At 47.1% G+C, this 22,862-nt stretch carries 20 protein-coding genes and 1 pseudogene; 15 read left to right on the top strand and 6 right to left on the bottom strand.

What is annotated here, in order from left to right; genetic code table 11:
• Positions 1 to 101: 101 nt before the first annotated feature.
• The 3 genes and pseudogenes from OIU26_RS09265 (at position 102) to OIU26_RS09255 (ending at position 2,822) form a co-directional block, all read left to right on the top strand.
• Positions 102 to 1,394: a hypothetical protein gene (locus tag OIU26_RS09265; RefSeq protein ID WP_264216624.1), complete on the top strand. Its 1,293-nt coding sequence runs from the start codon at positions 102 to 104 to the stop codon at positions 1,392 to 1,394.
• Between the two features lie 13 nt (positions 1,395 to 1,407).
• Positions 1,408 to 2,271 (top strand): aldo/keto reductase, encoded by an 864-nt coding sequence (locus OIU26_RS09260; RefSeq protein ID WP_264216623.1) that lies wholly within the window; start codon positions 1,408 to 1,410, stop codon positions 2,269 to 2,271.
• Positions 2,272 to 2,286: 15 nt separating this feature from the next.
• A pseudogene (locus tag OIU26_RS09255) lies at positions 2,287 to 2,822 on the top strand (mismatch-specific DNA-glycosylase).
• 96 nt (positions 2,823 to 2,918) lie between these two features.
• Here the strand turns inward: OIU26_RS09255 and ald are convergent.
• Positions 2,919 to 4,049 carry an alanine dehydrogenase gene (gene ald, locus OIU26_RS09250; protein WP_264216622.1) on the bottom strand — a complete coding sequence of 377 codons (1,131 nt, stop codon included), beginning with the start codon at positions 4,047 to 4,049 and terminating at the stop codon, positions 2,919 to 2,921.
• Between the two features lie 382 nt (positions 4,050 to 4,431).
• Here ald and OIU26_RS09245 point away from each other — a divergent pair, with 382 nt between their 5' ends.
• From OIU26_RS09245 to OIU26_RS09215, 7 genes are all read left to right on the top strand, one after another.
• Positions 4,432 to 6,096 (top strand): PucR family transcriptional regulator, encoded by a 1,665-nt coding sequence (locus tag OIU26_RS09245; RefSeq protein ID WP_264216621.1) that lies wholly within the window; start codon positions 4,432 to 4,434, stop codon positions 6,094 to 6,096.
• A gap of 101 nt (positions 6,097 to 6,197) precedes the next feature.
• On the top strand, positions 6,198 to 7,721 hold the full coding sequence (locus OIU26_RS09240; protein WP_013369695.1) for a copper amine oxidase N-terminal domain-containing protein: 1,524 nt from the start codon (positions 6,198 to 6,200) through the stop codon (positions 7,719 to 7,721).
• 245 nt (positions 7,722 to 7,966) lie between these two features.
• Entirely contained in the window at positions 7,967 to 9,277 is a 1,311-nt protein-coding gene (locus OIU26_RS09235; RefSeq protein ID WP_264216620.1) for a galactokinase family protein, read from the top strand.
• Between the two features lie 113 nt (positions 9,278 to 9,390).
• Positions 9,391 to 10,308: a RecB family exonuclease gene (locus tag OIU26_RS09230; RefSeq protein WP_025675495.1), complete on the top strand. Its 918-nt coding sequence runs from the start codon at positions 9,391 to 9,393 to the stop codon at positions 10,306 to 10,308.
• A 176-nt stretch (positions 10,309 to 10,484) separates the two neighbouring features.
• Positions 10,485 to 11,144 carry an SGNH/GDSL hydrolase family protein gene (locus tag OIU26_RS09225; protein ID WP_040101980.1) on the top strand — a complete coding sequence of 220 codons (660 nt, stop codon included), beginning with the start codon at positions 10,485 to 10,487 and terminating at the stop codon, positions 11,142 to 11,144.
• A 142-nt stretch (positions 11,145 to 11,286) separates the two neighbouring features.
• A complete protein-coding gene (locus OIU26_RS09220; RefSeq protein ID WP_264216619.1) occupies positions 11,287 to 12,630 on the top strand; it encodes a hemolysin family protein in 1,344 nt (447 codons plus the stop codon).
• A 263-nt stretch (positions 12,631 to 12,893) separates the two neighbouring features.
• Entirely contained in the window at positions 12,894 to 14,168 is a 1,275-nt protein-coding gene (locus OIU26_RS09215) for a methyl-accepting chemotaxis protein (RefSeq protein ID WP_025675498.1), read from the top strand.
• A gap of 89 nt (positions 14,169 to 14,257) precedes the next feature.
• Here the strand turns inward: OIU26_RS09215 and OIU26_RS09210 are convergent, their stop codons facing one another.
• Positions 14,258 to 14,470, bottom strand: a complete 213-nt coding sequence (locus OIU26_RS09210) for a hypothetical protein (RefSeq protein ID WP_025675499.1) — start codon at positions 14,468 to 14,470, stop codon at positions 14,258 to 14,260.
• Between the two features lie 140 nt (positions 14,471 to 14,610).
• Between OIU26_RS09210 and OIU26_RS09205 the strand changes: the two genes are divergently transcribed.
• On the top strand, positions 14,611 to 15,393 hold the full coding sequence (locus OIU26_RS09205; RefSeq protein ID WP_264216618.1) for a YwaF family protein: 783 nt from the start codon (positions 14,611 to 14,613) through the stop codon (positions 15,391 to 15,393).
• Positions 15,394 to 15,516: 123 nt separating this feature from the next.
• On the opposite strand, the gene OIU26_RS09200 is transcribed toward OIU26_RS09205, so the two are convergent.
• Positions 15,517 to 16,308, bottom strand: coding sequence for an SDR family oxidoreductase (locus tag OIU26_RS09200; protein ID WP_264216780.1), 792 nt, complete (start codon positions 16,306 to 16,308; stop codon positions 15,517 to 15,519).
• Between the two features lie 203 nt (positions 16,309 to 16,511).
• Here OIU26_RS09200 and OIU26_RS09195 point away from each other — a divergent pair, with 203 nt between their 5' ends.
• Positions 16,512 to 17,945, top strand: coding sequence for an N-acyl-D-glucosamine 2-epimerase (locus OIU26_RS09195; protein ID WP_264216617.1), 1,434 nt, complete (start codon positions 16,512 to 16,514; stop codon positions 17,943 to 17,945).
• Between the two features lie 117 nt (positions 17,946 to 18,062).
• A complete protein-coding gene (locus OIU26_RS09190; protein WP_264216616.1) occupies positions 18,063 to 18,734 on the top strand; it encodes an MgtC/SapB family protein in 672 nt (223 codons plus the stop codon).
• Positions 18,735 to 18,951: 217 nt separating this feature from the next.
• On the opposite strand, the gene OIU26_RS09185 is transcribed toward OIU26_RS09190, so the two are convergent.
• Complete coding sequence (locus OIU26_RS09185) at positions 18,952 to 19,629, bottom strand: peptidylprolyl isomerase (protein ID WP_013369710.1); 678 nt, start codon at positions 19,627 to 19,629, stop codon at positions 18,952 to 18,954.
• A gap of 330 nt (positions 19,630 to 19,959) precedes the next feature.
• The gene (locus tag OIU26_RS09180; RefSeq protein WP_013369713.1) at positions 19,960 to 20,217 is read right to left on the bottom strand and encodes a YqkE family protein; all 258 of its coding nucleotides are present in this window, start codon (positions 20,215 to 20,217) and stop codon (positions 19,960 to 19,962) included.
• Between the two features lie 131 nt (positions 20,218 to 20,348).
• Here OIU26_RS09180 and OIU26_RS09175 point away from each other — a divergent pair, with 131 nt between their 5' ends.
• Complete coding sequence (locus OIU26_RS09175; RefSeq protein ID WP_264216615.1) at positions 20,349 to 21,581, top strand: MFS transporter; 1,233 nt, start codon at positions 20,349 to 20,351, stop codon at positions 21,579 to 21,581.
• Between the two features lie 87 nt (positions 21,582 to 21,668).
• Positions 21,669 to 21,848: an aspartyl-phosphate phosphatase Spo0E family protein gene (locus OIU26_RS09170; protein WP_013369715.1), complete on the top strand. Its 180-nt coding sequence runs from the start codon at positions 21,669 to 21,671 to the stop codon at positions 21,846 to 21,848.
• A gap of 67 nt (positions 21,849 to 21,915) precedes the next feature.
• Here the strand turns inward: OIU26_RS09170 and OIU26_RS09165 are convergent, their stop codons facing one another.
• The gene (locus OIU26_RS09165; RefSeq protein WP_264216614.1) at positions 21,916 to 22,818 is read right to left on the bottom strand and encodes an EamA family transporter; all 903 of its coding nucleotides are present in this window, start codon (positions 22,816 to 22,818) and stop codon (positions 21,916 to 21,918) included.
• Positions 22,819 to 22,862 lie beyond the last annotated feature (44 nt).

Raw genomic sequence — 22,862 nt, 5'->3', positions numbered from 1 at the left:
AAGAGTGAAACCAATACAGCAGAGTAATACATAGAATATGCTTTGCTGTGAGTACCATACCCGCGCAGCAAGTATATCAACAACATAAGGGGATGAACAAAATGAAGAAAAAAACATCGGTTTGGGTGCTTTTGCTCGCCGTAGCCCTAGTAGCAGCGGGGTGTGAATCAAATTCACAAACAGGACAAACAGCTCAGAACAAACCAAAGGATTCTGCAGCGTCACAAGTCAATGGTTCGGGAGCCACTGTGGATACACGGGAACAACAGACTACTTCTGACGGTAAAAATAGCACATCTCCGTCCAGCACTGACAAATCAGTGGAGACAGGAGGGCAATCAACGACAGATGCTAGTATAGCGAACGTCCGCATGGACAATATTACCGCGCTGCGATTAATCGACGGCCAATCCGGCTGGATCGGCGGTAATGGATGGATTGCCCGAACAGATGCGGCTCCATCCGGTTCAGTCGGTTCAGCTTGGAATGTGCAGTATCAAGGAAAAGGTACGGTTCAACAGATTTTTGCCTTGAATGGACAGCAGGCCTGGGCTGTTATGGAAGATAGCGGTTCACTGCTGGCAACTCTCGATGGCGGCAAGCGTTGGGAAGCTGTCGGGACTGTGCCTGAGCAAGGACAAGCGGGCTTTTTACACTTTGTATCATCCAAGGAAGGATTCAGTGGCAATCAATATACCAAAGATGGTGGACAAAGCTGGTCTTCGCTCCCCGTACCTAGCCACATAGTAGGACAGCCATATTATCATGATCGGCAAAACGGCTGGGCGGTAACTCAGAGCACAGAACGCTCATTCCAGATTTTACACACCGTTAACGGGGGCCAAAATTGGACCCCTGTCATGTCACGAACAACCGAAGGGCCTCTGAACGGAGTAACTATTCGTTCGGTAGAACGGGGCAACGCATGGATTGAGCTGGTTGGAGACACGGGGATGAATCAGACGTCGTATTCGCTTTGGCATACGGCTGATAGTGGACAAAGCTGGCGCACTGTACTGGCAAATTCCACCGCTGGCGGCGGTCCGGCACCGGGTATTGGCCAGCAAGACAATCAGGTTCCCAAAAATGAAGGGACGGCACCAGGTATGCTCTATGCAGTTAACAGCAGTACCGCATTGATGGGAGGCTATTGTGCACCGTGCGACAAGCCTAATACGATTGGTTGGACAACTGACGGTGGCAAGACGTGGAACAATGGCAAGCAAGGCTTTGAGGGTTATGGCAATCAGCAAATCGGGATGGCCAATGCCAAGGAAGGCTGGGCTATTTTCTCGGATTCAGAGCAGGCCCCGATCCTATATACCACCTCGGATGGCGGTCAGCACTGGACGCAGAGTCATGTATTTGACAAGCCTGTGACACCAGGCTCCTAAGGAGGGAATGTAGTTGAGTCAACATAAGAAAAGTGCGATTACATGGACGGACGGTCGTGAAGTACCACTCATCGGGCAGGGGACCTGGAATATGGGCGAAAAAGCCTCACTTCGGCAGGAGGAGGTGCGTGCGCTTCAACTTGGCTTCGAGCTGGGTATGACGCTGGTGGACACGGCTGAAATGTATGCGGAGGGCGGCGCAGAAGAGATCGTCGGGGAGGCCATTCGGGGCCGCCGGGATAATGTGTATCTCGTCAGCAAAGCCTACCCTCATCATGCGGACTGTCAAGGATTGGCTCAAGCCTGCGAAGCGAGCCTAACCCGAATGGGAACCGAATACGTGGATATGTATCTGCTGCATTGGCGCGGAAATATTCCACTGCAAGAAACAATACAAGGCATGGAAAAACTGCGTGAGCAAGGCAAAATCCGTAGCTGGGGCGTGTCCAATCTGGACAAGTCCGATATGGAGGAGCTATGGAGCCTGAGTAATGGCGAAGCCTGTGCTGTCAACCAAGTGTTGTATCACGCGGCTTCGCGAGGTATCGAATATGATCTGCTTCCTTGGAGCCGTACGCATGGAGTACCTGTAATGGCCTATTGCCCGATTGCTCAAGGGGGACGCCTGCGACGAGGACTGCTGGACCATCCTGTTATGGTAGACATTGCTGCCAGCCATGGAGTAACTCCATCGCAAATCGCACTCGCATGGGTCATACGGGACGGTGATGTATGGGCAATTCCCAAGGCGGTACAAGAATCGCATGTACGAGAAAATGCAGCGGCGGCGAGCATTCAGCTCACCCCTGAGCAACTTCAACAAATAGACGAAGCTTTTCCTCCGCCAACGAGGAAGCAGCCGCTGGATATGGTTTGAGGAAGGAGGGGCCCGATGACAGAACCAGAGACAGAACTACACGAGGTAGATGATCATCTCGACTATGGATTATCCGTTGTATTTATCGGCTTTAATCCCAGCTTGAAATCAGGCGAGGTAGGACATCATTACGCTAATCCGCGCAACCGCTTTTGGCGCATACTGGAGGGGGCCGGCTTGACGCCTCGCTTATACGATCCATCGGAAGATCGGGAGCTGTTGAAGCTGGGTTTCGGTTTTACAAACATTGTTTCCCGCCCCACCAGGGGAGTGGAGGACATTACCCGTGAGGAATACGCTAAAGGACGTCTGAAGCTGCATGCAAAGCTAATGGAATACCGCCCGAAGGTCGCTTGCTTTGTCGGCAAAGGCGTGTACACCGAATATAGTAAAAATCCAAAGCGGATTGGGGATTCCAGCCTGAACCGCTAATCCCCGAAATGCATGAATTTGTGGCACCTTCGTCTAGTGGACTGGTGCGCATGTCGTTGGAAGAAATCACGGATATTTATCGCCGTCTCCAAACGTTCCTTTCGTCAGAAGCCATCTAAATGCGGTTAAATATGTTAGATGCAGTTAGCATACAAAGAACCATACACTTCAATCCCTACTGGGAAAAGTGTATGGTTCTTTGTGCTGCTTTTTTTCTATTGCAAGGTTTTAGTCTGCCATGCCTGTTCCACAGGAACATAAGGATACCCCAGATCACGGGCAACTGCTTCGTAGGTAATATGTCCATTCAGGACATTGGCACCGCTAAGCAGCGGCTTGCTTCTGCGAAGCGCCTCTTGCACACCAAGATCTGCAAGTTGGAGAGCAAAGGGGAGCGTTGCGTTGGTCAGAGCGAGCGTAGAGGTTTGCGGTACCGCGCCTGGCATGTTCGCCACTGCATAGTGAATGACGCCATGCTTTACATAGGTTGGCTGATCATGTGTCGTGATGTGGTCAACCGTCTCAACAATGCCACCTTGGTCAATGGCGACATCGACGATCACTGAACCGGGTTGCATCGTCTGCACCATGGCCTCTGTGACAAGCCGCGGGGCTTTGGCACCGGTAATCAGGACAGCACCGATCAGCAAATCACTTTGCGCCACGGCTTCAGCAATGTTGGAGGGGGTGGACACCAGCGTATGGAGCTGATTGCCAAAAATATCGTCCAGTTGGCGCAATCTTGGCAGGCTCAGATCGATTAGTGTCACATCTGCCCCGAGACCGATAGCGACCTTGGCAGCATTGGTGCCGACCACCCCTCCTCCAATAATAGTCACTTTACCGCGTTTGACCCCCGGCACACCTGCCAGTAGGATGCCTTTACCGCCTTTTGGTTTTTCCAACAGCTGTGCTCCGATTTGTACAGCCATTCGGCCTGCAACCTCGCTCATGGGGGTAAGCAACGGTAAGCTTCCTTCCACATCTAGCGTCTCATAGGAAATGGCGGCTACGCCGTTGTCTGTTAAAGCCCGGGCCAGTGCGGGCTCGGCAGCCAAATGCAGATAGGTGAACAAAATCAAACCTGGCCGAAAATACCCGTATTCAGAGGGGAGCGGCTCTTTTACTTTGATGATCAGATCCGCCTGGGACCACACATCTGCGGCTTGCTGTACAAGGGTTGCACCCGCAGTGGCATAATCTCCGTCTGTAAAGCCGCTTTCAACCCCTACATGGCTTTCTACAAACACTTGATGTCCGTGTTGAATCATTTGAGCAGCACCCGCAGGTGTCAGAGCGACACGATTTTCATTGTTCTTAATCTCTTTTGGAATCCCAATTCTCATTCGTCTCACCTCTCCTAAAAATAATTGTTATCCAACGGCAAATGATTGTTTTTAGGGCAGCTACGCTGCAGAATCAATGTTTGTTGATCGTGTTGTCCAACAGCCAAGCATTGTTCTAGGGCAGCTATGCCTGCTATGTTTTAGTGTTGGATGCGACCAAACGAGTGCAGAAAATGGCACTATCATTTGTATGCAGTCTGCTGATTAGTTACATGGACTCAAGCCGATAAATGCAATTCGTGTTAGATTAGGTACAGTTTACAAGGGGAGCGACTCCTTCGCATCATACATTTTGTCGGATTATCTGACTTAAAGGCTCGACTTTTTGATGAATATATGTCATATAAAATGACATAGAAACATACACATAAGGAGAATGCCGATGAAAGGTAAAAAAACATTTACCATTGCGGATGTGCTGGAACGTCCTGTTTTCCGGCGGGCGAAGCTGGCAGCGGGGGAACAGGGCGTAAACCGCCGTGTGGGTTGGGTCCATGTGCTAGAAATCACAAATGTATCCCCCTTTGTGAGCCGTCATGACCTGATTTTGACGACCGGCCTGTGGTTGATCCGGAAGGGGGAAGAGCGCGCCGAGTATATGGAGCAGCTGATCCGCTCGGAAGCCGCGGGATTGTGTGTGGAGCTGGGCACGAGCATCTATGAGATCCCCCCTGAAATACTGGAGTTGGCGGAACAGCATCACTTCCCGGTCATCGTATTTGAGCAGCCGGTGCGTTTTGTTGAAATTACACAAGATATTCACTCTCTACTTATTAACCGACATCATGAACTATTAAAAGATCTGGAGCGATTTTCACGTCAGCTTCAGCAGGAAACCCTACGCAGCACCGATATGAACGCCCTCTTGCGTGTGCTTCATGACTATGCTGCCCGGCAGGTCATCTACATGTCCTCCATTGATACCAATCGATTTGTGCCCTCCGTCCAGCCGGATGTGGCAGACCATATTGCAGATTTTTATGCCAATGAAGTGGAAACAAGTATGACTGCCGATCGTGAAGGGCACCTGCTGTTTCACCTGAATGAATCCACTGCTGTCTTGTTTCAGCCTGTTGTATGCTTCGGTCAGGTGTTTTCCGCTGTAGGTGTGGTACTGCATAATGAAATGCCGACGGAAGAAATGTCGCTGCTCATTGATTACACAGCCAAGGCGGCCGCTACATTGGTACTGAGAACACAGTTTCTTGAAGACCGGTTGCTACGTAATCAAAATGAACTGATTCAGGATGTATTGAACGGCCAGCTTCCCAATGAAGAACAGGCCCAGACCCGGATGGGACTGCGATTGTTAACGAAGGGGCGGTATTTATTTTGGGCAGGGGTTATCGAGGTAGAGCATCAGGACAAGGAAGCAAGTCAGGTGCGCAAGGAATCCATCAATCAGGATGTATTAGTGCTGCTTCGTTCTCTGTTGAAAAAAGAAGCGTTGCACAATCTGTTGATGATGAAGGGAAGTCAATGCTACATCCTTTGTGCAAAGGAGGAATTAACACTGCGTTCCATAGCGCAGATGAAAAAAGTGCTGGCCCATACGGTCCAATATATTCAGAACTATGCCGCAGGACAGCTTGATAAAGTGCGCATTCATGCAGGCTTTGGTAAGGTAAGGCACCGCATGACAGGGACGGACCGCAGTTTTGAAGAGGCATATCAGGTCATTGAAGTCGCGCGAAGCGTCCCGGTCATGAAGGATCGGCTATTTTACGACAGCATCGGAATCTATCAATTGTTGAAGGCGGTGCCTCGAATTCCTTTTCTACAAGAATTTGTACAGGACCATTTGGGTGAGTTGATTGCGCATGATCGTGAGCATCATATGCAGCTTCTGGATACCCTGGATGCCTACTTTCAATGCCATGGCTCCAAGCGTGATACCGCCGGAATTTTGTATATTCATAGGCAGACTCTTTATAATCGACTAGATAAAATTAATGAAATCGTAGAAGGCAATTTGGCAGACTCTGACAAACGTCGCTGTCTGGAAATGGCACTTCTGGCTTACCGGATGCTTCAGGCTGAAAATTGATCCTAAATAACTAGCTCTATTTTCCAATCTACTCATTTACAATGCGTATTAACACTGAGATAATAGAAGAGATAACGGAAATATCTTGAAAGGGGATTAATATGAATATAAAAAAATGGATTGCCGTCCCTCTTATTCTGTTAATGGTAGCTTTGACAGGTTGCCAGGCAGTAGGCGGATTTGATGTAAGTAAAAATTTATTGGGAACACTTGATGTGAAATCCCAGCAGTCAACGGAGAAAATTTCTCTTAAATTGACTCCAAAAGAAGGTATCACGCAAGGAGATCAACAAATCATAGATTTGATTAATTCGATTTCGGTGACTGTAGATGAAGCCAAGGTACAATCGGAGGAAGTTGCTTCCGCCAAGGGTACTTTGCACATTGATAAGTATAATTTGCCATTTGAGCTTGCTTTGGATCGCCAAGGTATGGCTATTCATCTGGAAGGTGCCAAAAAACCTTATTACATATCTTTGAACTCGCAAGAGAGTTTGAGTGGTCTGCCTGCCGGGTTTGATCCGTATGTATATTCCAAAGACGTGAGAGATCTGACCAAAACAGCTGCTGCACTTATGCTCAAGCATGCTCCTAACCCTTCGACCATTTCTGCAACGTCTGTAACCGAAGAAGTATACGGTGAAAAAGACAAGGTGAAACTGACTCGTCTCCATACAGAACTGCGCGGTGATGAACTGGTTGCATTGGTAAAACCATTCCTGGCGAATCTGGCCAAGGATGAAGCTGGCTTAAAAGAATTGATCGGTCAAGCTATTGATATGACTAAAACTATCGCTTCCAGCATAGCTATTGAGGGTAGTGATAAAGTAACAACGGAACTGAATGAAAACAAAGAAAAGCTGGTCAACGAGGCTTACACTGAAGTTAAAAAGTATTTGGACCTGGCTGTGGCACAGTATGATGTAGGAGTCAGCACTATGTATGCAGAGGCACCTGAAATCAAAACAGTTTTGAGTGCAAACACTGTGCTGAAAAGCGACATGTATTTTGATGAAAAAGGAAATGTTCGCAAAGCGCTGACAGACCTGACAGTTGCATTGCCAGATGTAGACGATCTTCCGGTGAAGTCCTTTACCGTTCTGACCGAGACCCAATCATGGAACGTCAATGGTAGTGTAACGGCCGATAAAGTAGATCTTTCTAACGGCGTTATTGACTTGAATGCACAAGCTGAATTAACACCGGGAGCGACACTGCGCAATTTTGAAGCGAATTCTCCGATCTACAACATTTTAAAAAATGATTTGGAAATTACAAAAGTAGAAACAATTTTCGATCCTAAAGACGATTACTACGTATTGGAGAATCGTGGAGGTACGGCTTTCATCCCATTGCGTGAACTGACAGGCGAATTGAGCTCAGAATTAAAATGGGATGCGGCTGCCAAACAAACAACTGTAATTGATGATATTACTGGTAAGACGATTAAGCTGAAAAGTGGCTCCAAGCAGGCTGTACTGGAAGGAAGCACATTGACGTTGCCGCAAGCTCCATATACGGATGAATATGGCACATTGTATGTTCCTTTCAAATCTGTTGCAGAGGCACTTGGCGCTACTGTAACTCGTAACAATGCTGGAGAATATGTGCTGAAACGCGATTAAAAAAGAAATCCAGAACACCATTCTTCTTCTTAACGGTTAGTGTATGGAATGAATCAGGTGTAAATACAGGAACCAGCCCGGATTAGGGGCTGGTTCTTTTTTAGTTATATTGGTAAAATGCTCATAAAAGCGATTAAAATAAGCGCTTACAGATTGAAATTGTGCCATACTTTTACACAGGAAAAATTGAGATAATTAAAGCATCATTCTGCGTGGAAACAGACATACAAGTAGGGGGATATACGATGAAAGATATGGAGCTATTGAATTCTAGCGAGGGACAGATTGTTCTCGCACGGATGTACGGCCAACAACAAATTTCCGAGCAAACCTCTCGATATCAATCACTTATACAGGCGTATCAGGAGCATTTTGGTGTAGGGGATATTGAATTGTTTAGTGCTCCGGGGCGCTGCGAAATTGGAGGGAATCATACAGACCACAACCACGGGAAGGTGCTGGCAGGCAGTATTACACTTGATACGATCGCTGTAGCTGCTAAAGTAGAGGAATCCGTTATAACATTCTTTTCTGAAGGCTACAAAACGAAATACGTCATTGATTTAAACGACTTGGCGCCAAAACCGGAGGATGACGGTACGATGTTGCTGATCCGTGGTATTGCAGCTGGTTTGCTTGAATTCGGGTATCGCATCGGAGGCTTCCAAGCTTATATATCAAGTAATGTATTCTCTGCTTCAGGATTAAGCTCTTCCGCTTCGTTTGAAATGTTGATATGCACGATATTAAATCATTTTTATAACGAGGGAGCGTTAGATACTGTTGCTAAATCCAAAATTGGCCAGTATGCGGAAAACGTCTATTGGAACAAGCCTTCAGGGCTGCTCGATCAGATGGCTTGCGCATATGGCGGTTTGATTTCCATTGATTTTGAAAATCCCAAGGAACCGATCATCAATCCAGTCCATTGGAATTTTGAACAAAACGGCTACTCCCTGGTTATTGTAAATACAGGTGGAAATCATGCTGATTTAACCGATGATTACGCAGCGGTGCCGAACGAAATGCGTGCAGTGGCTCAGTCTTTGGGCGCTTCGGTTTGCCGTGACTTATCGCCTGAGAATCTGTATGCCAATCTCAAGATGGTCAGGGAAAAGGCTGGGGATCGGGCAGTGCTTCGTGCTTTGCATTTTTTTGAAGAAAATAAGCGTGTGGATGAGCAGGTGAAATCGCTGGAGGAAGGGCGCTTTTCTGATTTCTTAAAGCTCATTACCGAATCCGGTAATTCTTCATGGAAATGGCTACAGAATGTATATAGAAGTGCGATGGATCGGGAACAAGACGTATCGGTTGCCCTGGCTTTAACGGAAATGTATTTAAAATCAATTGATAATAGCGCATGCAGGGTACATGGTGGTGGCTTTGCTGGTGTGATCTTGACGATTCTTCCCAATGATCATGTGGATGATTACAAGGAGTGGATCAGCGGAATGCTGGGAACTCCAGTACTCGTAGTCAACGTCCGTGAGGATGGTGCTGTTAATGTAAGTGAATTGATCAATGCTGAACGGACTCGTAGCGAGAATACTAACTAGTCAGTCAAAGACTTTAACCTATGGGTTAAAGTCTTTTGTCGTTTTTATGACCGATACAGCTTAGGCATGCGTTATAATAAAGAGATGGAAGTTCTAATGTAGGAGGGCCTGTCATGGCAATATATCCGTCCTGGTCCTATTCACAATCGAGGGCCCAAACGTTCGACGAATGCTTACGCAAATACTATTATCATTATTACGGCTCGCATAACGGCTGGAATTCGGCACAGGGCACTGAAGAGCAAGTTACGTTGTATCGGCTTAAGCAACTGAGCAACTTATATATTTTATTCGGGAATATTACGCACCAAATGTGTGAATCGGTCATCCGCGGGTGGATGGAAAAAGGGGCTGTCCCGCGCACAGCATTTCTGGAGACAGCTATGAAGAACATGTTGAATGACAGCTACAAGGAATCATTACACCGTGAGGTATGGCTGCAAGATCCCAAAAATCGGGTTATGCTGGCAGAGATTTATTACGACGATGAAGTGCTTCCGGAACGGATTGCCCGGATTAAGGAGCGACAGCACGCGGTGGTACACAATTTGTACCGTACTGCGGTTTGGCGTGAACTGCAACAGGGAAAGGCTCGAATTGTAGAAGTGGAGAAGTGGGATACGATGCTCCTTCATGAGACGAAAGTATATGTCAAAATGGATTTGCTCTACCGTAGAGACAATGGAGACATGGTCATCGTGGATTGGAAAACAGGTAAGGAAGGCGATTTTTCCGACCAACTTTTTTTGTATGCTTCCTATGTACAGGAGCACTATCAGCTTCCTTTGGAGAAGATCGAGGTACGTGTGGAGTATTTGATGACAGGAGAGCATGAAGTATATCGCCCCACACCAGAGGATATCGACAAGGTAGTTGGCAATGTAGGACGTTACATCGAGGAAATGAAGTCCTGCCTTGATGACGATTACTATAATCGACCCAAGCCCGAGTCTTTCTTCACACCGATGCCTTCTCGCAGAGTATGCGGGGGTTGTAATTTTCGCGAGGTGTGTAAGTACCGAGCGGTCTGAAATCGAAAAATCAACATAAAAACGGAGTAGGTGGAATGGTGCTGTACAAGCAATGGGAAGCACCATCCACCTGAGTAGTGTCTATAACTCTCCCAATTCCTGAAACCGCTTTCCAATTTGGAGAATACAAGGTATGATAAGGGTATTATTGGAAATTATGAGGAGGACAATCGAAAATGTCGAGTACAGGACACACACGTATTCTTTTTCAAGGAGATTCCATTACAGACGGAGGAAGGGGACGGAATGAGGACGCGAACCATTGGTTGGGTCAGAGCTATGTGTATCTGATCGCTGGGGCACTTGGGAGTCGACTGGCTGATACACAGCCGGAATTTGTCAACCGGGGAGTTTCGGGGGATCGGGTTTCGGATTTGTATGCACGTTGGAATGAAGACACGTTTAGTCTACAGCCGAACTTGCTCAGTATTCTAATCGGAGTGAACGATGCCTGGCGGATCGTGGAGCAGGAGCCGTCCGGGGTGACGGACCGATTTGAACGAGCCTATTGCCACCTGCTGGAGGAGACACGTGAAGTGATGCCTGATACCGGGCTGGTGCTGTGTGAGCCGTTTATTTTGAAAACGGGAGCTACCGAGGCGCGCTGGGACATTTGGCAAGAAAAAATAACGGGCTACCAGCGTATTGTACGTCAACTTGCCGACAAATATGGGGCCGTATTTGTGCCGCTCCAGAGCATGTTGAACGAAGCTGCTACCAAGGCGGACGCCTCCTATTGGCTGCATGACGGGGTTCATCCGACAGCGGTTGGGCATCAGTTGATAGCTGATCAATGGATAGATATTGTGCAAAAGAGTCCACTGGCGATTCGTTAACCAAGTCGTACATAGTCTACATCCTTGTCATTTTTGGGTAATACACGATTATGGACATCATTACTCTTGTTATGATTCCATCCAAAAATGAATGTCAAAGGGGGTGCTTCTTGCTTCGTCATCAACGGAGTAAGAGAGGGCTATGGAAACGATAAATATCATTCTAGTTATTTTACTTATCACCTTAACTGCTTTTTTTGTGGCCTCAGAGTATTCCATTATTCGTGTGCGGGTATCTCGTATCAATCAATTGGCCTCAGAGGGCAATAAAAACGCGAAAGCCGTTAAAAATATTCTGTCTCGGCTTGATGAGTACTTATCCGCTTGTCAGCTTGGTACAACACTAACTTCAATGGCGCTAGGCTGGTTAGGGGAATCTACAGTTGAGAAGCTGCTACATCCCCTGTTTGTGTTGGCGCATATTCCGGCTGGACTAACGGGAGTACTCTCCTTTTTGCTGGCGTTTCTGATTTTGACTTATTTCGAGGTGGTCGTCGGGGAACTGGTACCCAAAACCTTCGCCATACAAATTGCCGAACCGATGGCATTGTTTTTTGCCCGTCCGATTACGGTATTCTATAAAATAACGTATCCCCTGAATTGGGTGCTCAGTCGTTCTTCACGTGTCATTACGGGGCTTTTTGGGCTGAAAAAGGTATCTGAAGAAGATGCAGCACTCAGTGAAGCTGAGCTTCGACTAGCGTTATCTGAAGGCTTTCGTAGTGGTGAAATTACACCGACAGAATATCGATACCTGAATAATGTATTTGATTTTGATGACCGTGCGGCGCAGGAAATTATGGTACCACGCATCCACATCCGTTCCATCTCTCATCAGGCAACAGTAGCCGAGTTTATGGAGCTGATCGAGGACAAGGTTTACAATTTTCTGCCTGTAGCTGAACATGGGGACCGGGATCGTATTATCGGGATGATTCGCGTTAAGGAAGCTCTGCATGATTTGGCCCGTGGGCATAGCACAGGAAATACAACGATGGCTTCTTACATTCATCCGGTACTTCAGGTGATTGAGACGGTACAGGCTCGGGATCTGCTGATTCAGATGCAAAAACGACGTATTCCAGTAGCGGTGCTGGTGGATGAATATGGTGGAACGTCTGGGCTTGTCACCCTAGAGGACATTATGGAAGAGATTGTTGGAGACATTCCTTCCTATACGGATACCGAAACCCCCGCAGCGCTAACACCACTCATTACAAAAACAGATGATCATCGTTACATACTCAAATCACAGGCGCTTATCCATGAGGTCAATCGGCGCTTGGAGACAGATATTGAGGCCGGGGACGTATATACGATTGGCGGTTGGATGCTTTCAGAACGTTTTGATATCCAGCAAGGAGACAAGCTGACCAGCGGATCATGGGAGTTTACTGTACTGGAAAAAAACAGTCACCAAATAGACACAATTGAAGCGGTTAAAAAGGCGGATGTTGAACAAAAGAATTGCAGTTATTATCAATAATGGAAAATGGGATTACAAAGAAATAGATCGATTTAGATGTGACGAATGGGCCTGCAACGTAAGCGGCAGCGCGATTCGTCCACTTTTTTTGACGCAGTTTGCTGCCTGAATAGCATGTTGTTTTTGTAGTTAGGTCAGGAGACTTAAGGCTCTGCATCTTTATGCTTATAAATATAGGTGTCTGTGAAAAATACTACTAGAAATGTAGCAATTTTATGGTAAAATGGAATCAAATTTGAGTTTTTTGGGGTGGGCTACAGTACATGAAGATGTCACTAGGTACGAAAATGGTTACTGCATTTGTCTCAATTTCAGCAATAACCTATGGAACAAGCGCTTTTTTTATTTTTGTACTCAAGGACTGGCTTGCTCATGGTACACAGGAATGGGTATACACCTCGATCATTTTGTTATTGGGTGTCCTGTGGAGTGGCATTTTGGGCTGGTTGATCTCAAAATTACTTACACGGCCAATTGTTAGATTGGCCAAGGCGGCAGAGGAAGCTTCGTCAGGCAACCTGTCTGTCGTAATTCCAGAGCGCCGTTCAGATGATGAAATCAAAGTGCTGTACGATGCATTTCGGCATCTGATGCTGAACATTAAAGATATGTTCAATGAGATCTCGTATAGCACCAGAACAACTTCGCAAAGTGCAGAAAATCTGAGCTTGGCTATTGTACAAGCTACGGCGCAAATCGAGTCCATGTCTACGGTGGTAGAAGATATTTTGGATGGCGTGGAGCAGCAAAAGCAAGCATCTGCCCAATCAATTAAAACAGCGGATCGAATGCTGGGCGATTTTAAAATGATGCGTAACAAATCAGGACATATGCTGGAATTGTCAGGCCATATGGAGCATTCAGTGGATTCGACGCAGACTGTATTTTCATCCCTGATGGATGGAATGGGAGAGCTGACAGCTTCACATAGTCGTTCGCAGCAGGTGATTGCACGACTGGAAAAAGAAGCTTCACAAATTGAAGCGATTACAAGCACCGTGAAGGATATTGCCGAACAGACCCATCTGTTGGCGCTGAATGCTTCCATAGAAGCGGCACGTGCGGGAGAAGAAGGGAACGGCTTTGCTGTAGTAGCGCACCAAATTCGCGCACTTGCCGCCCAAAGTACGGAGTCTGTACAGCAAATTAATGCTATCGTTAGCCGTGTACAGTCACAAATCGTAGAGACTGTGGAGTTGATGCATCAGCAAACGTCTTTGGTCAGTGCTGAGGCGGAACGGACAAGCTCTGTCGATCAGACGCTGAACCGTTTGAACGCTATTGTACGTGAATTTGTCGAAAGCATTCGTACCATGGAAGAAGCCGTAACAGAGCAGACGAATCGGGTGGATCAAACCTTTGAGCAGATTCATCGTATTCAGCAAATGTCAGGGGCATTCTCTGAAGGTGCTCACAAAATTTATACGGCTGCTCATGAGGAGACGGCTATTATGCAGGAAATTTCATCCTCTTCCGAGGACTTGAAAGTGCTTACGAATAAACTCATGATGAAGACACGTGGAATCAACTATAACTAAAACCGTCATGTGAGGCATGATGCATACCCATAAAACTTAGCCGCTACACACCGGAAAACGAAGCAAACGGGTTCTCCGGTGCGTGGTGGCTATTTTTTAATTTCAAAAAACTCACATTGTTTTCTGGGATGGTAAGCCAGATCACTGACGCTAGACTGCACAACGATGGTTTGATCGTCAAAACGGATTATAGTCCCGCCTGAGCCAATCAATTGGTCATCTTGAAATACCCGGATACGAAGATGACGTTCCAGTGCCTCGCTGAAATCCTGATCTGTAATTAGTCGGCGATTAATCGGCATGAGTGTTCTCCTTTGAATATAATATCTTTTATCATAAAGGTTAAGGTATTGAACAAGCAAGAAAGATGGCTAGAACATATTCGACTATTTGGTATAAAATAGAAGGTGCGAAAAAAGAAAGAGATCGAAGGGGGCTTTCTATGGACTGGCTATGGTCAGGGTCTTGGTTCGATGCGTACGCGCCGGAAGGATTCGAGGCTTTTACTCCGTCACATGGCTTGGCTATACTGGGACTCATTGTATGCGCTGTGCTGCAGTGGCTAACGCGGGGCTGGATTCGGTCGAATAAGCCTGTAAGTGAGGGAATTCGCTGGCTATTAATTACGGTCCTCGTTCTCTCAGAGGTGACTTTGAATATATGGTATGTGGCACAGCATATTTGGGATGTCCAGACATCATTGCCCTTAGAGCTGTGCAGTGTGACACTGCTGTTGTCCATCCTCATGCTTATTTTCCGCAGCCGCTGGTTATACCCGGTGGTCCTTTTTGCCGGAATTGGAGGAGCGCTTCAAGCCGTACTCACGCCTAATTTGGCTTATGCCTTTCCTCACTATCGTTTTATCCATTTTTTTGTAGCTCATAGTGCTATTATTTTGGCTGCCCTATATATGACCTGGATCGCAGGGCTCCGACCGACGTGGAAGGGTGTAGGGAAAGTTATGCTATTTCTCAATGGCTTGGCGTTGATGGTGTGGATTGTAGATCGTGCTCTCGGTGCCAACTACATGTTTCTGACCGGAAAGCCGTCGACACCATCGATACTGGATGTTTTGGGACCATACCCTGTTTATATTTTGGCAGAAGAGGCCATTGCACTGCTGTTTTTTTCTCTTCTGATGTTGTTGTTTGAGGTGCTGCCAGGAGGGAGATTGTATGTCCGCCTTCGCAAAGGAGCTGTGCATGGTGCTGACAGGGCGCTATAGAATTGTTGTGAAACGATGCACAAGTCATGCAAAAGCAGCCTTTTCCACTAGTAATGACTTGGGATAAGGCTGCTAGGAATGCCTAAACAGTAGTTTATATGGGGAGAACGATCCCCTTTATGCTTAGCGCAGCAGCGATTCTGCTCCGTCTACATAGATCTCCGTACCCGATACATGAGATGATTCATCTGAGGCGAGAAACAGAACCAGATTAGCGACTTGCTCTGGTTCACCGGGAGCATCCTCCAGCGGATGCTCTCCGCCCTTCGGAAATTCGACTGGAATTTGTACCTTCTTCAAGTCTTCGGTAGGGTACGTGTTATCATCAATTTTCGTGTCGATGGCTCCTGGGCATATCGCGTTAACCCGAATTTTGTAACGTGCCAGCTCCAGCGCTGCCATTTTCATAAAAGCAACCTGAGCCGCTTTGGTGGAAGCGTAAGCTGAGAACCCAATACCCGAAAAGGTTCGGTTACCGTTGATGGAGCTGGTGATGATAATGCTGCCGCCTCGTTCCTTCAGGTATGGAACGGCATATTTAACGGTAGCGAAGGTGCCGCGTAGATTAATGTTCATCGTGCGGTCCCATTCTTCCAGCTCCATGGTCTCAATAGGGGCCATAGTACCATTAATGCCTGCGTTGGCGAATACGATATCCAGCTTTCCATATGTCTCCGCGACTTTAGCGAACCCCTGCTGAATCATGTCTGGCTTGGAAATATCACATTCCAGCACAAATGCTTCACCGCCAGCCTGTTCAATGATTGCTTTGGTTTCCTCTGCATGCTCGGGTGTCCGATCCAGCAAGACCACCTTGGCGCCTTGTTCTGCAAAACGAATTGCAGTTGCTTTACCGATTCCTGAACCTCCACCACTGACCACTGCTATCTTTCCTTGCAATCTCTGCTCTGCTATTGACTATTCCTCCCATTCCGTTCATAAGCTAAACCTGACTCGTTATTCCAATACCTCTGAACGCTAATGATGAAACAGTAGCTGCTGCATTTCACCCCATTTGCGAAATATGGTAACATAGGCGAACCAGTAGGAACATATAGCCCAAACCTGTAGATTCTGAGCAAGTATCGGAAAAACGTGAGTGACGGAGGTGGATCGAATTGGACAATAAGAGAGAGGAGCGATCCGGATCGACAGACTCTATAGCACGAATCGGAAAAATGAAACCCTGGGCTCTGAACGGTCCCAGTATTCAAATTGATCCGTTGTTTCCCTATTACGCCAATCGGTCGCGGGATAGCATAGCGGATGAGATCGCCCTTGCGGGCTACCAGACCGTGCATTATTTTGTTGTACGTGAAAATGAAGTGGATGGAGCCCTTGTTGCTGCTTTCCAGCGTAGAGGCATCGCAGTCTGGGCGATGGTGCTGGGCAACGGTTCTTTTGGCGTGTCCCAGCTGCCGCCAGCGTGGAAGGAATGGCGTATGGAGTTGCTGCGCGAGCCCAACGACGGCTTTCAGCGGCTTTCGCATTTTGCCCACGAATATGTGGAATGGAAAAAGAAAGCCGCTGCCCGGCTCGTCACCGATATTCCGTTTGACGGCTTTGAGGTGGCGGAGCCTTATTTCCCCGAATGGAACGGGCTGCGCAGTGGAGTGTACGGGGATATTGGACCACATGCACAGCGTGTCTTCCGTGCACGCTGCGGTGAGGACATTCCAAATTTCCGCGATAAGCATGCGCGGAATTACTACCGGAAGGTCCCGAAGCTGTACGTGCAGTGGGTCGATCTGCGCGTGGACGCCGTGAATGGTCTCATCAATGAGCTGGTGAACGGCGCAGGCGGTGTGCGTGATGTCCGGCCGGACATCTGCGTGGCGACATGGTCGCTCGCTGTGAGCGGGCGTGGCGATATTCCCGGTCAGCTGCGGGAATGGCAGGGCCTGGATGCGGTAGCCATGATCGGGAGCGTAGCTCCGGATATGCACGTACTCCAGACCCATTGGCCGGACTGGATGCGCCGCCGTCTGCCGCCACAGTATATTCGCGGCTATGCTCGCATCGCGCAGTCCATACGCGCCGCTTATCCGGACCTGTCCCTCGGAGTGCAGGCGGATATCGGTTCACTTGCGCGGATGGTTCGGAACCGCAAGTGGACGCGGCAGTTCGGGGCTACCGCCCTGGAGGGCGACTATACCGCCTGGACTGCCTATGAATACCATCTGGGAGGCTACATGTACGATGATCCTCCAGTACCTCTTAGGGCGGAACGTTCAGCCGAAGATGAGGTGGTTATTTCTTTCAGTAAGCGAATTACTACGCCGTCTTTAGATGAGCTGCGTATTTGGAGCCGGGAGGACAACGCAGATTTAACTCGCGCTTTGAACCGCAAGCTAACAAATGATTCACTAACACTGCTAGAGCTTGTGGATGCAGCAGCAGACGGAAACCGTCTATTGCTCCGTATACGCAATTTACCATCAAGGGCATTTAGTATGCGTATAGACGGTGTACAGGATACACCAGAGCTGTGGCTATTCAAGGGGAGAAAGGCACATCGCAATCTTCCCGAACATGAAGTGAAGGTTCCTTAAAATTTGGGTAATAACAAAATAACAGCTGTATAACGGCTCATTTGCCGGAGCATCATGAATTATATATATTAAGGCAACATCTTTTCATAACTTAAACAATAGTGGAGTGAAAAAGGTATGTGGGATTGGGATTACCTGATTCGGGTCATGTTTGCCGGATTGTGCGGCGCGTTAATCGGCTATGAACGCAAAAGTCGGATGAAGGAGGCCGGCATTCGTACACATTTCATTGTCGGGATCGGGGCGTCACTTATGATGGTGGTATCCAAATACGGTTTTCAGGATCAGACTGTATGGTCCAACCTGTCGCTGGACCCTTCCAGAATAGCAGCACAGGTTATAAGTGGAGTCGGCTTTATCGGCGCAGGAATGATTTTTACACAAAAAAATAGAATCAAAGGGCTTACCACCGCTGCGGGCATCTGGACTACCGCCGGGATTGGTATTGCTGTCGGTGCAGGAATGTATGGGCTTGGCGCGGGTGTAACGCTGTTTATTTTGGCGGCTCAGTCCTTGCTCCATAGTCGTTTTTATCAGATGGCTACCCCGTCCACACGGCAAGTAGTTGTTCAGGTTGAAAATGGGCCGGGCGTACTGAATCAAATTAAAGAACTGCTGGAGAACAAAAAACTGACCATTCACAGCTTTCACGCCGAGCGTATCAATAACGGTGAGCAGTTGATGGTTCATATGCTTCTAAAGCTGTCCCGGTCAGAGGGAGTGGAGGAATTGTTGTCACTGCTGCAAGAGATGGAAGGTATCCGTTCAGTCGAGACCAAATCCAATTAGACGACTTTACGGCTCATTTAGTATCTTTTTTGTCGAACGCTGACAGACTCATTTAACAGTAAAATACTTTAAAAATAATGATTGAAAACGCTTCCTTTTGTGTATATACTCTTACTACATCACAGAGTCAGCAGCTTAGAAAGCATCAGGGGATAAGCAACAACGACCTCATGCGTATGCACAAGGTCGTTGCTGTTATCCCGTTTTGAAAAACAGGTTATTTTACTTTGACGGGTTCTGGATATTTTTTACCCAGCGTATCTACAGTAACTTTTTTCATTGTAGCTGGTTTGGTAGGTTTGTCATTGCTATCCCGTTTGGAGTTGACGATAGCGTCGACCACGTCCATTCCGGACGTTACTTTACCGAAAGCGGCATATTGACCGTCGAGGTAGTCCGCATCGGCAACCATGATAAAAAATTGCGATCCGGCCGAATCCAGGTCTGCCGAGCGGGCCATGGATAATACGCCACGTGTATGTTTGAGTGTATTGTTAACGCCGTTGCTCTTGAATTCCCCTTTGATACTGTAGCCGGGGCCGCCTGTACCGTTACCTTGCGGATCACCACCCTGAATCATAAAGCCTGGGATGACGCGGTGGAAAATGGTACCGTTATAAGCTCCCTTTTGCACCAAGGAGATGAAATTGTTAACCGTGTTCGGTGCTACTTCCGGATACAGCTCAAGCTTGATTTTCTTGCCATCGTTCATGACAATCGTGACAACTGGATGTGAAACAGTCTTGCTTTTGTCTTTAGTTGCAGCGGGCGTTGTAGTGCTTGTCCGGCTTGCGGCTTCCACGTCGGCCGCTTTTGTGCCACATCCGGCAACCAGCACGAGCATGATGGCCAGCAGGCACAATGTGTACCATGGGCGTATCGATTTTCGGTTCATTAATATTCCTCCTGAAAGGTTGGATGGTGTAACATCCTAATTTATAGTTTGGGGACAGCGCAGAACACTTTTCCATTTACTATCATACCTTTTTTGTTGGGGATAAGGAAATACGGGTTTGAAAGCCGTATTCTTGACCCATACTGCTGCTATTCCCAAGGAAAGGGGCAGGATCATGATGGAGGTAGACAAAAAACTGGCTAAAGGTCTCATATGGGGTATGGCGTTCAGTCTGCCGGTTTGGGTAGGGGTGCTGTATTCAGTACAACATATTCGTGACTGGCTATAACATAAAGTGTAAAGATAGGCCAAAACCGCAATGGTTTTGGCTTATTTATATTTGTGCCAGTCCAAATCGCTGTTATTCAACAGGTGTTCAAAGTTGTTGTCCAGCTTCTTTTGTTCAGCTTTTTTTGCTTCGAGGGCACGTTGCCGTTCGTCTTCTTTACGCTTGTCCTGTTCTGCTTGCGCTTCATTGGCTTGAGCCTTAAGCTTGTTCAGCACGTCCTGACTCAACAGATCCTTTAACGTAGCAGGTTTGTCCTGAGCCGCAGGAGCAGCGAAAGACGAATTTCTCTTTTTAGCCATGTCATCATCTCCATTCCATTCGATTATATCAGCTTCTTCGTGGTTGTTCCACGATGAAAGGCTAAGGTCTACGATAGACTTTTCTAATTTAGAGGGTAATAATGGAATGAACAGAAGGGACGTGTGGCAGCATGCATCTATATTGGAAGCGAAACCTGATTGTTTTGTGGATCGGAGTATTGTTTTGCAGCATGGCCTATTCCGTGTCGATTCCGTTTTTACCTATTTTTCTGAATACGGAATTGGGTGTTAACGATCATCTGGAACTATGGTCGGGGATTGCCTTTGGAGTTACTTTTTTAGCGAGCGCGTTGATTGCTCCGTTTTGGGGTTCGCTGGCAGATAAGTATGGGCGTAAGCCGATGTTGATTCGATCAGGCTTTAGCCTGGCTGTATTGTATCTGGTATGTGCTTTGGTGACAGACCCATATGTATTTGTAGGAGTTCGCTTGTTTCAAGGACTCCTCTCCGGATTTATTCCTGCGGCGATTGCGCTGGTCGGGACGGGATCGCCTGAAGAAAAAACGGGCTACGCCCTTGGCATTATGGCGACTGCTGGAGCGACGGGCAGCATTATAGGGCCGCTGATTGGCGGTGTGGTGAGTCATTATTATGGCAATCGGAATGCCTTTTATTTCTCTGCGGCTCTTGTATTGGTATCTGCGTTCATCGCGACATTTGGCGCTAGAGAGGATAGCTTCAAGGGCACCAGTACCCGCTCGCATGTTCGTGATGATATCAAAGAGGCTATTGCTAATCGGCCGTTGTACTTTTTGCTTATTCTGGCTGGATTAAGTACCTTTTCCGTCATGATCTTGGAACCGTTAATTACGGTGTATGTGCTTGAAATGGGCGTGGATCGCAGCCATGCGTCTTTAAGTTCCGGGATTGTATTCTCAGCTGTAGGCATCGCGGCGGTGCTGATGGCTCCCCGATGGGGCCGGATTGGAGGGGAAATCGGCTTTGCCCAAGTGCTGCTGATTGGGCTGATCGGTTCGGGGATCGGGAACATCTTGCAGTTTTTTGTAACCAACTTTATTGGTTTTGGTGCGCTTCGGTTTGGATACGGATTGTTTTATGCGTCTGTCATGCCGGCGATCAATGCAATGACTGTGGAAGTAACCAAGCCGGAGTTTCGCGGACGAGCCTTTAGCCTGAATCAATCAGCTACCCAGCTCGCGACGATGGCGGGACCGCTGATTGGCGGCATGCTTGGTAGCTGGATGCCCATTCGCTGGATCTTCGTATTAAACGGTGGCATCTTGCTGGTTGCAGCGTTGTTGCTATGGGCGAAGGGAAAAAACGTTTTCCCGATTTCAGCCAAAAATAACGCTACGGAGCAGAATATTCATTCTGCCGGTTAGGCCAATTAGATAATTATCCCAAACCCTTATTTTTAGTATATTATTCATAACCCTTTACACTGATCATATGACAGGGAGGGATATATTATGATAAGAGACGACATTTTGCGTCAACAGCTTGAGAATGCTCGTCAAAAGCTGTATATTTTGCAAGCAAAACATGGTTTTAATCATGCTAGTGTGCTCAAACAGTCTGTAATTATGGATAACCTCATCAATCAATATAACCACCTTTTTTATATAAAAGAAAAAAAGCCGACTGCCTAGATATAGCCGACTGGGCGAGAACTTTTAGAAAGGCTACTCGCTCTAGTATTGTAGGACTGCAATATCTTTAGGTACGGCTTGTTTGATGTGCACTCATCAAGACCCCTATAATAACGACCAAACCGCCAATGATTTGGCGCCATGTAATCGTTTCGTGCAATAGTAAGACAGAGAACAACACCCCAAATATCGGAACCAAGTTCATTAAAGAAACGGAACTGCTCGGTGACAGCTTGATTAATCCGTAATTATAAAGCAAAAATGCGATAACAGAGCAGAACACACCCAGATACATGAGCAACATAAACGATCCTGTTGTCGGAGCTTGCCAACTATCCTTTTCTAATAAGGCTAACGGTATGAAAAAGATACTACCTGCAACGGTTTGATAAAAAGATAACGTCACCGGCGGATATTTGTCCACAACCTTGCGCGTCATGAAAGTGTAAAACGCCCACGCAAATCCGGTTCCAATCAAGATTAAATTTCCGATGAGTTGATTCTTACCATCCGAGCTTTCGCCAACTGAGGTTAAGAAATATACCCCGATCATGGCCAGTGCTATGCCGCAGATTTTATATTTGGATAATTTAACTTTATACAAAATAAATTCAAGCAGCGATGTAATTGCCGGATACGATGCGACAATTAATGCTGCGTTGGAAGCGGTTGTCAGGCTAACCCCTATATTCTCCATTGCAAAATAAAGAGTGATTCCCAAAACCCCACTAAACGAAATCGTAGCCAAATCCTTTGGCTTTACTTTGATATGTTCTTTTTTGATTAGCAAAACGATACCTAGTACGATGGAAGCTATGATAAATCTGGATAGACCCAAGGTAAGAGGAGGGAACGTCGTATAGGCTGCTTTGGTGGCAATAAACGATGTGCTCCAGATCAATAGGGCTAGAATCGTAGAAGTATAGTAAATCCGGTTGCTTTCGCTGTGATGAGCTATGACTTTGTTCAAGTTGTATCCTCCCTGAGTTCATCCCCTATGAAAGTATCATAGTA

Source organism: Paenibacillus sp. BT-177 (assembly GCF_025846815.2).
GTDB lineage: Bacteria > Bacillota > Bacilli > Paenibacillales > Paenibacillaceae > Paenibacillus > Paenibacillus polymyxa_C.
The sequence above is the reverse complement of the archived record's forward strand: the minus strand, read 5'-3'. Positions and strand labels throughout refer to the sequence as shown.

Bases quoted from the DNA above. Each gene is read 5' to 3' on its own strand.
- OIU26_RS09265 (WP_264216624.1), top strand. From the start codon at position 102: ATGAAGAAAAAAACATCGGTTTGGGTGCTTTTGCTCGCCGTAGCCCTA.
- ald (WP_264216622.1), bottom strand. From the start codon at position 4,049: ATGAGAATTGGGATTCCAAAAGAGATTAAGAACAATGAAAATCGTGTC.
- OIU26_RS09245 (WP_264216621.1), top strand. From the start codon at position 4,432: ATGAAAGGTAAAAAAACATTTACCATTGCGGATGTGCTGGAACGTCCT.
- OIU26_RS09240 (WP_013369695.1), top strand. From the start codon at position 6,198: ATGAATATAAAAAAATGGATTGCCGTCCCTCTTATTCTGTTAATGGTA.
- OIU26_RS09235 (WP_264216620.1), top strand. From the start codon at position 7,967: ATGAAAGATATGGAGCTATTGAATTCTAGCGAGGGACAGATTGTTCTC.
- OIU26_RS09230 (WP_025675495.1), top strand. From the start codon at position 9,391: ATGGCAATATATCCGTCCTGGTCCTATTCACAATCGAGGGCCCAAACG.
- OIU26_RS09225 (WP_040101980.1), top strand. From the start codon at position 10,485: ATGTCGAGTACAGGACACACACGTATTCTTTTTCAAGGAGATTCCATT.
- OIU26_RS09220 (WP_264216619.1), top strand. From the start codon at position 11,287: ATGGAAACGATAAATATCATTCTAGTTATTTTACTTATCACCTTAACT.
- OIU26_RS09215 (WP_025675498.1), top strand. From the start codon at position 12,894: ATGAAGATGTCACTAGGTACGAAAATGGTTACTGCATTTGTCTCAATT.
- OIU26_RS09210 (WP_025675499.1), bottom strand. From the start codon at position 14,470: ATGCCGATTAATCGCCGACTAATTACAGATCAGGATTTCAGCGAGGCA.
- OIU26_RS09205 (WP_264216618.1), top strand. From the start codon at position 14,611: ATGGACTGGCTATGGTCAGGGTCTTGGTTCGATGCGTACGCGCCGGAA.
- OIU26_RS09190 (WP_264216616.1), top strand. From the start codon at position 18,063: ATGTGGGATTGGGATTACCTGATTCGGGTCATGTTTGCCGGATTGTGC.
- OIU26_RS09185 (WP_013369710.1), bottom strand. From the start codon at position 19,629: ATGAACCGAAAATCGATACGCCCATGGTACACATTGTGCCTGCTGGCC.
- OIU26_RS09180 (WP_013369713.1), bottom strand. From the start codon at position 20,217: ATGGCTAAAAAGAGAAATTCGTCTTTCGCTGCTCCTGCGGCTCAGGAC.
- OIU26_RS09175 (WP_264216615.1), top strand. From the start codon at position 20,349: ATGCATCTATATTGGAAGCGAAACCTGATTGTTTTGTGGATCGGAGTA.
- OIU26_RS09170 (WP_013369715.1), top strand. From the start codon at position 21,669: ATGATAAGAGACGACATTTTGCGTCAACAGCTTGAGAATGCTCGTCAA.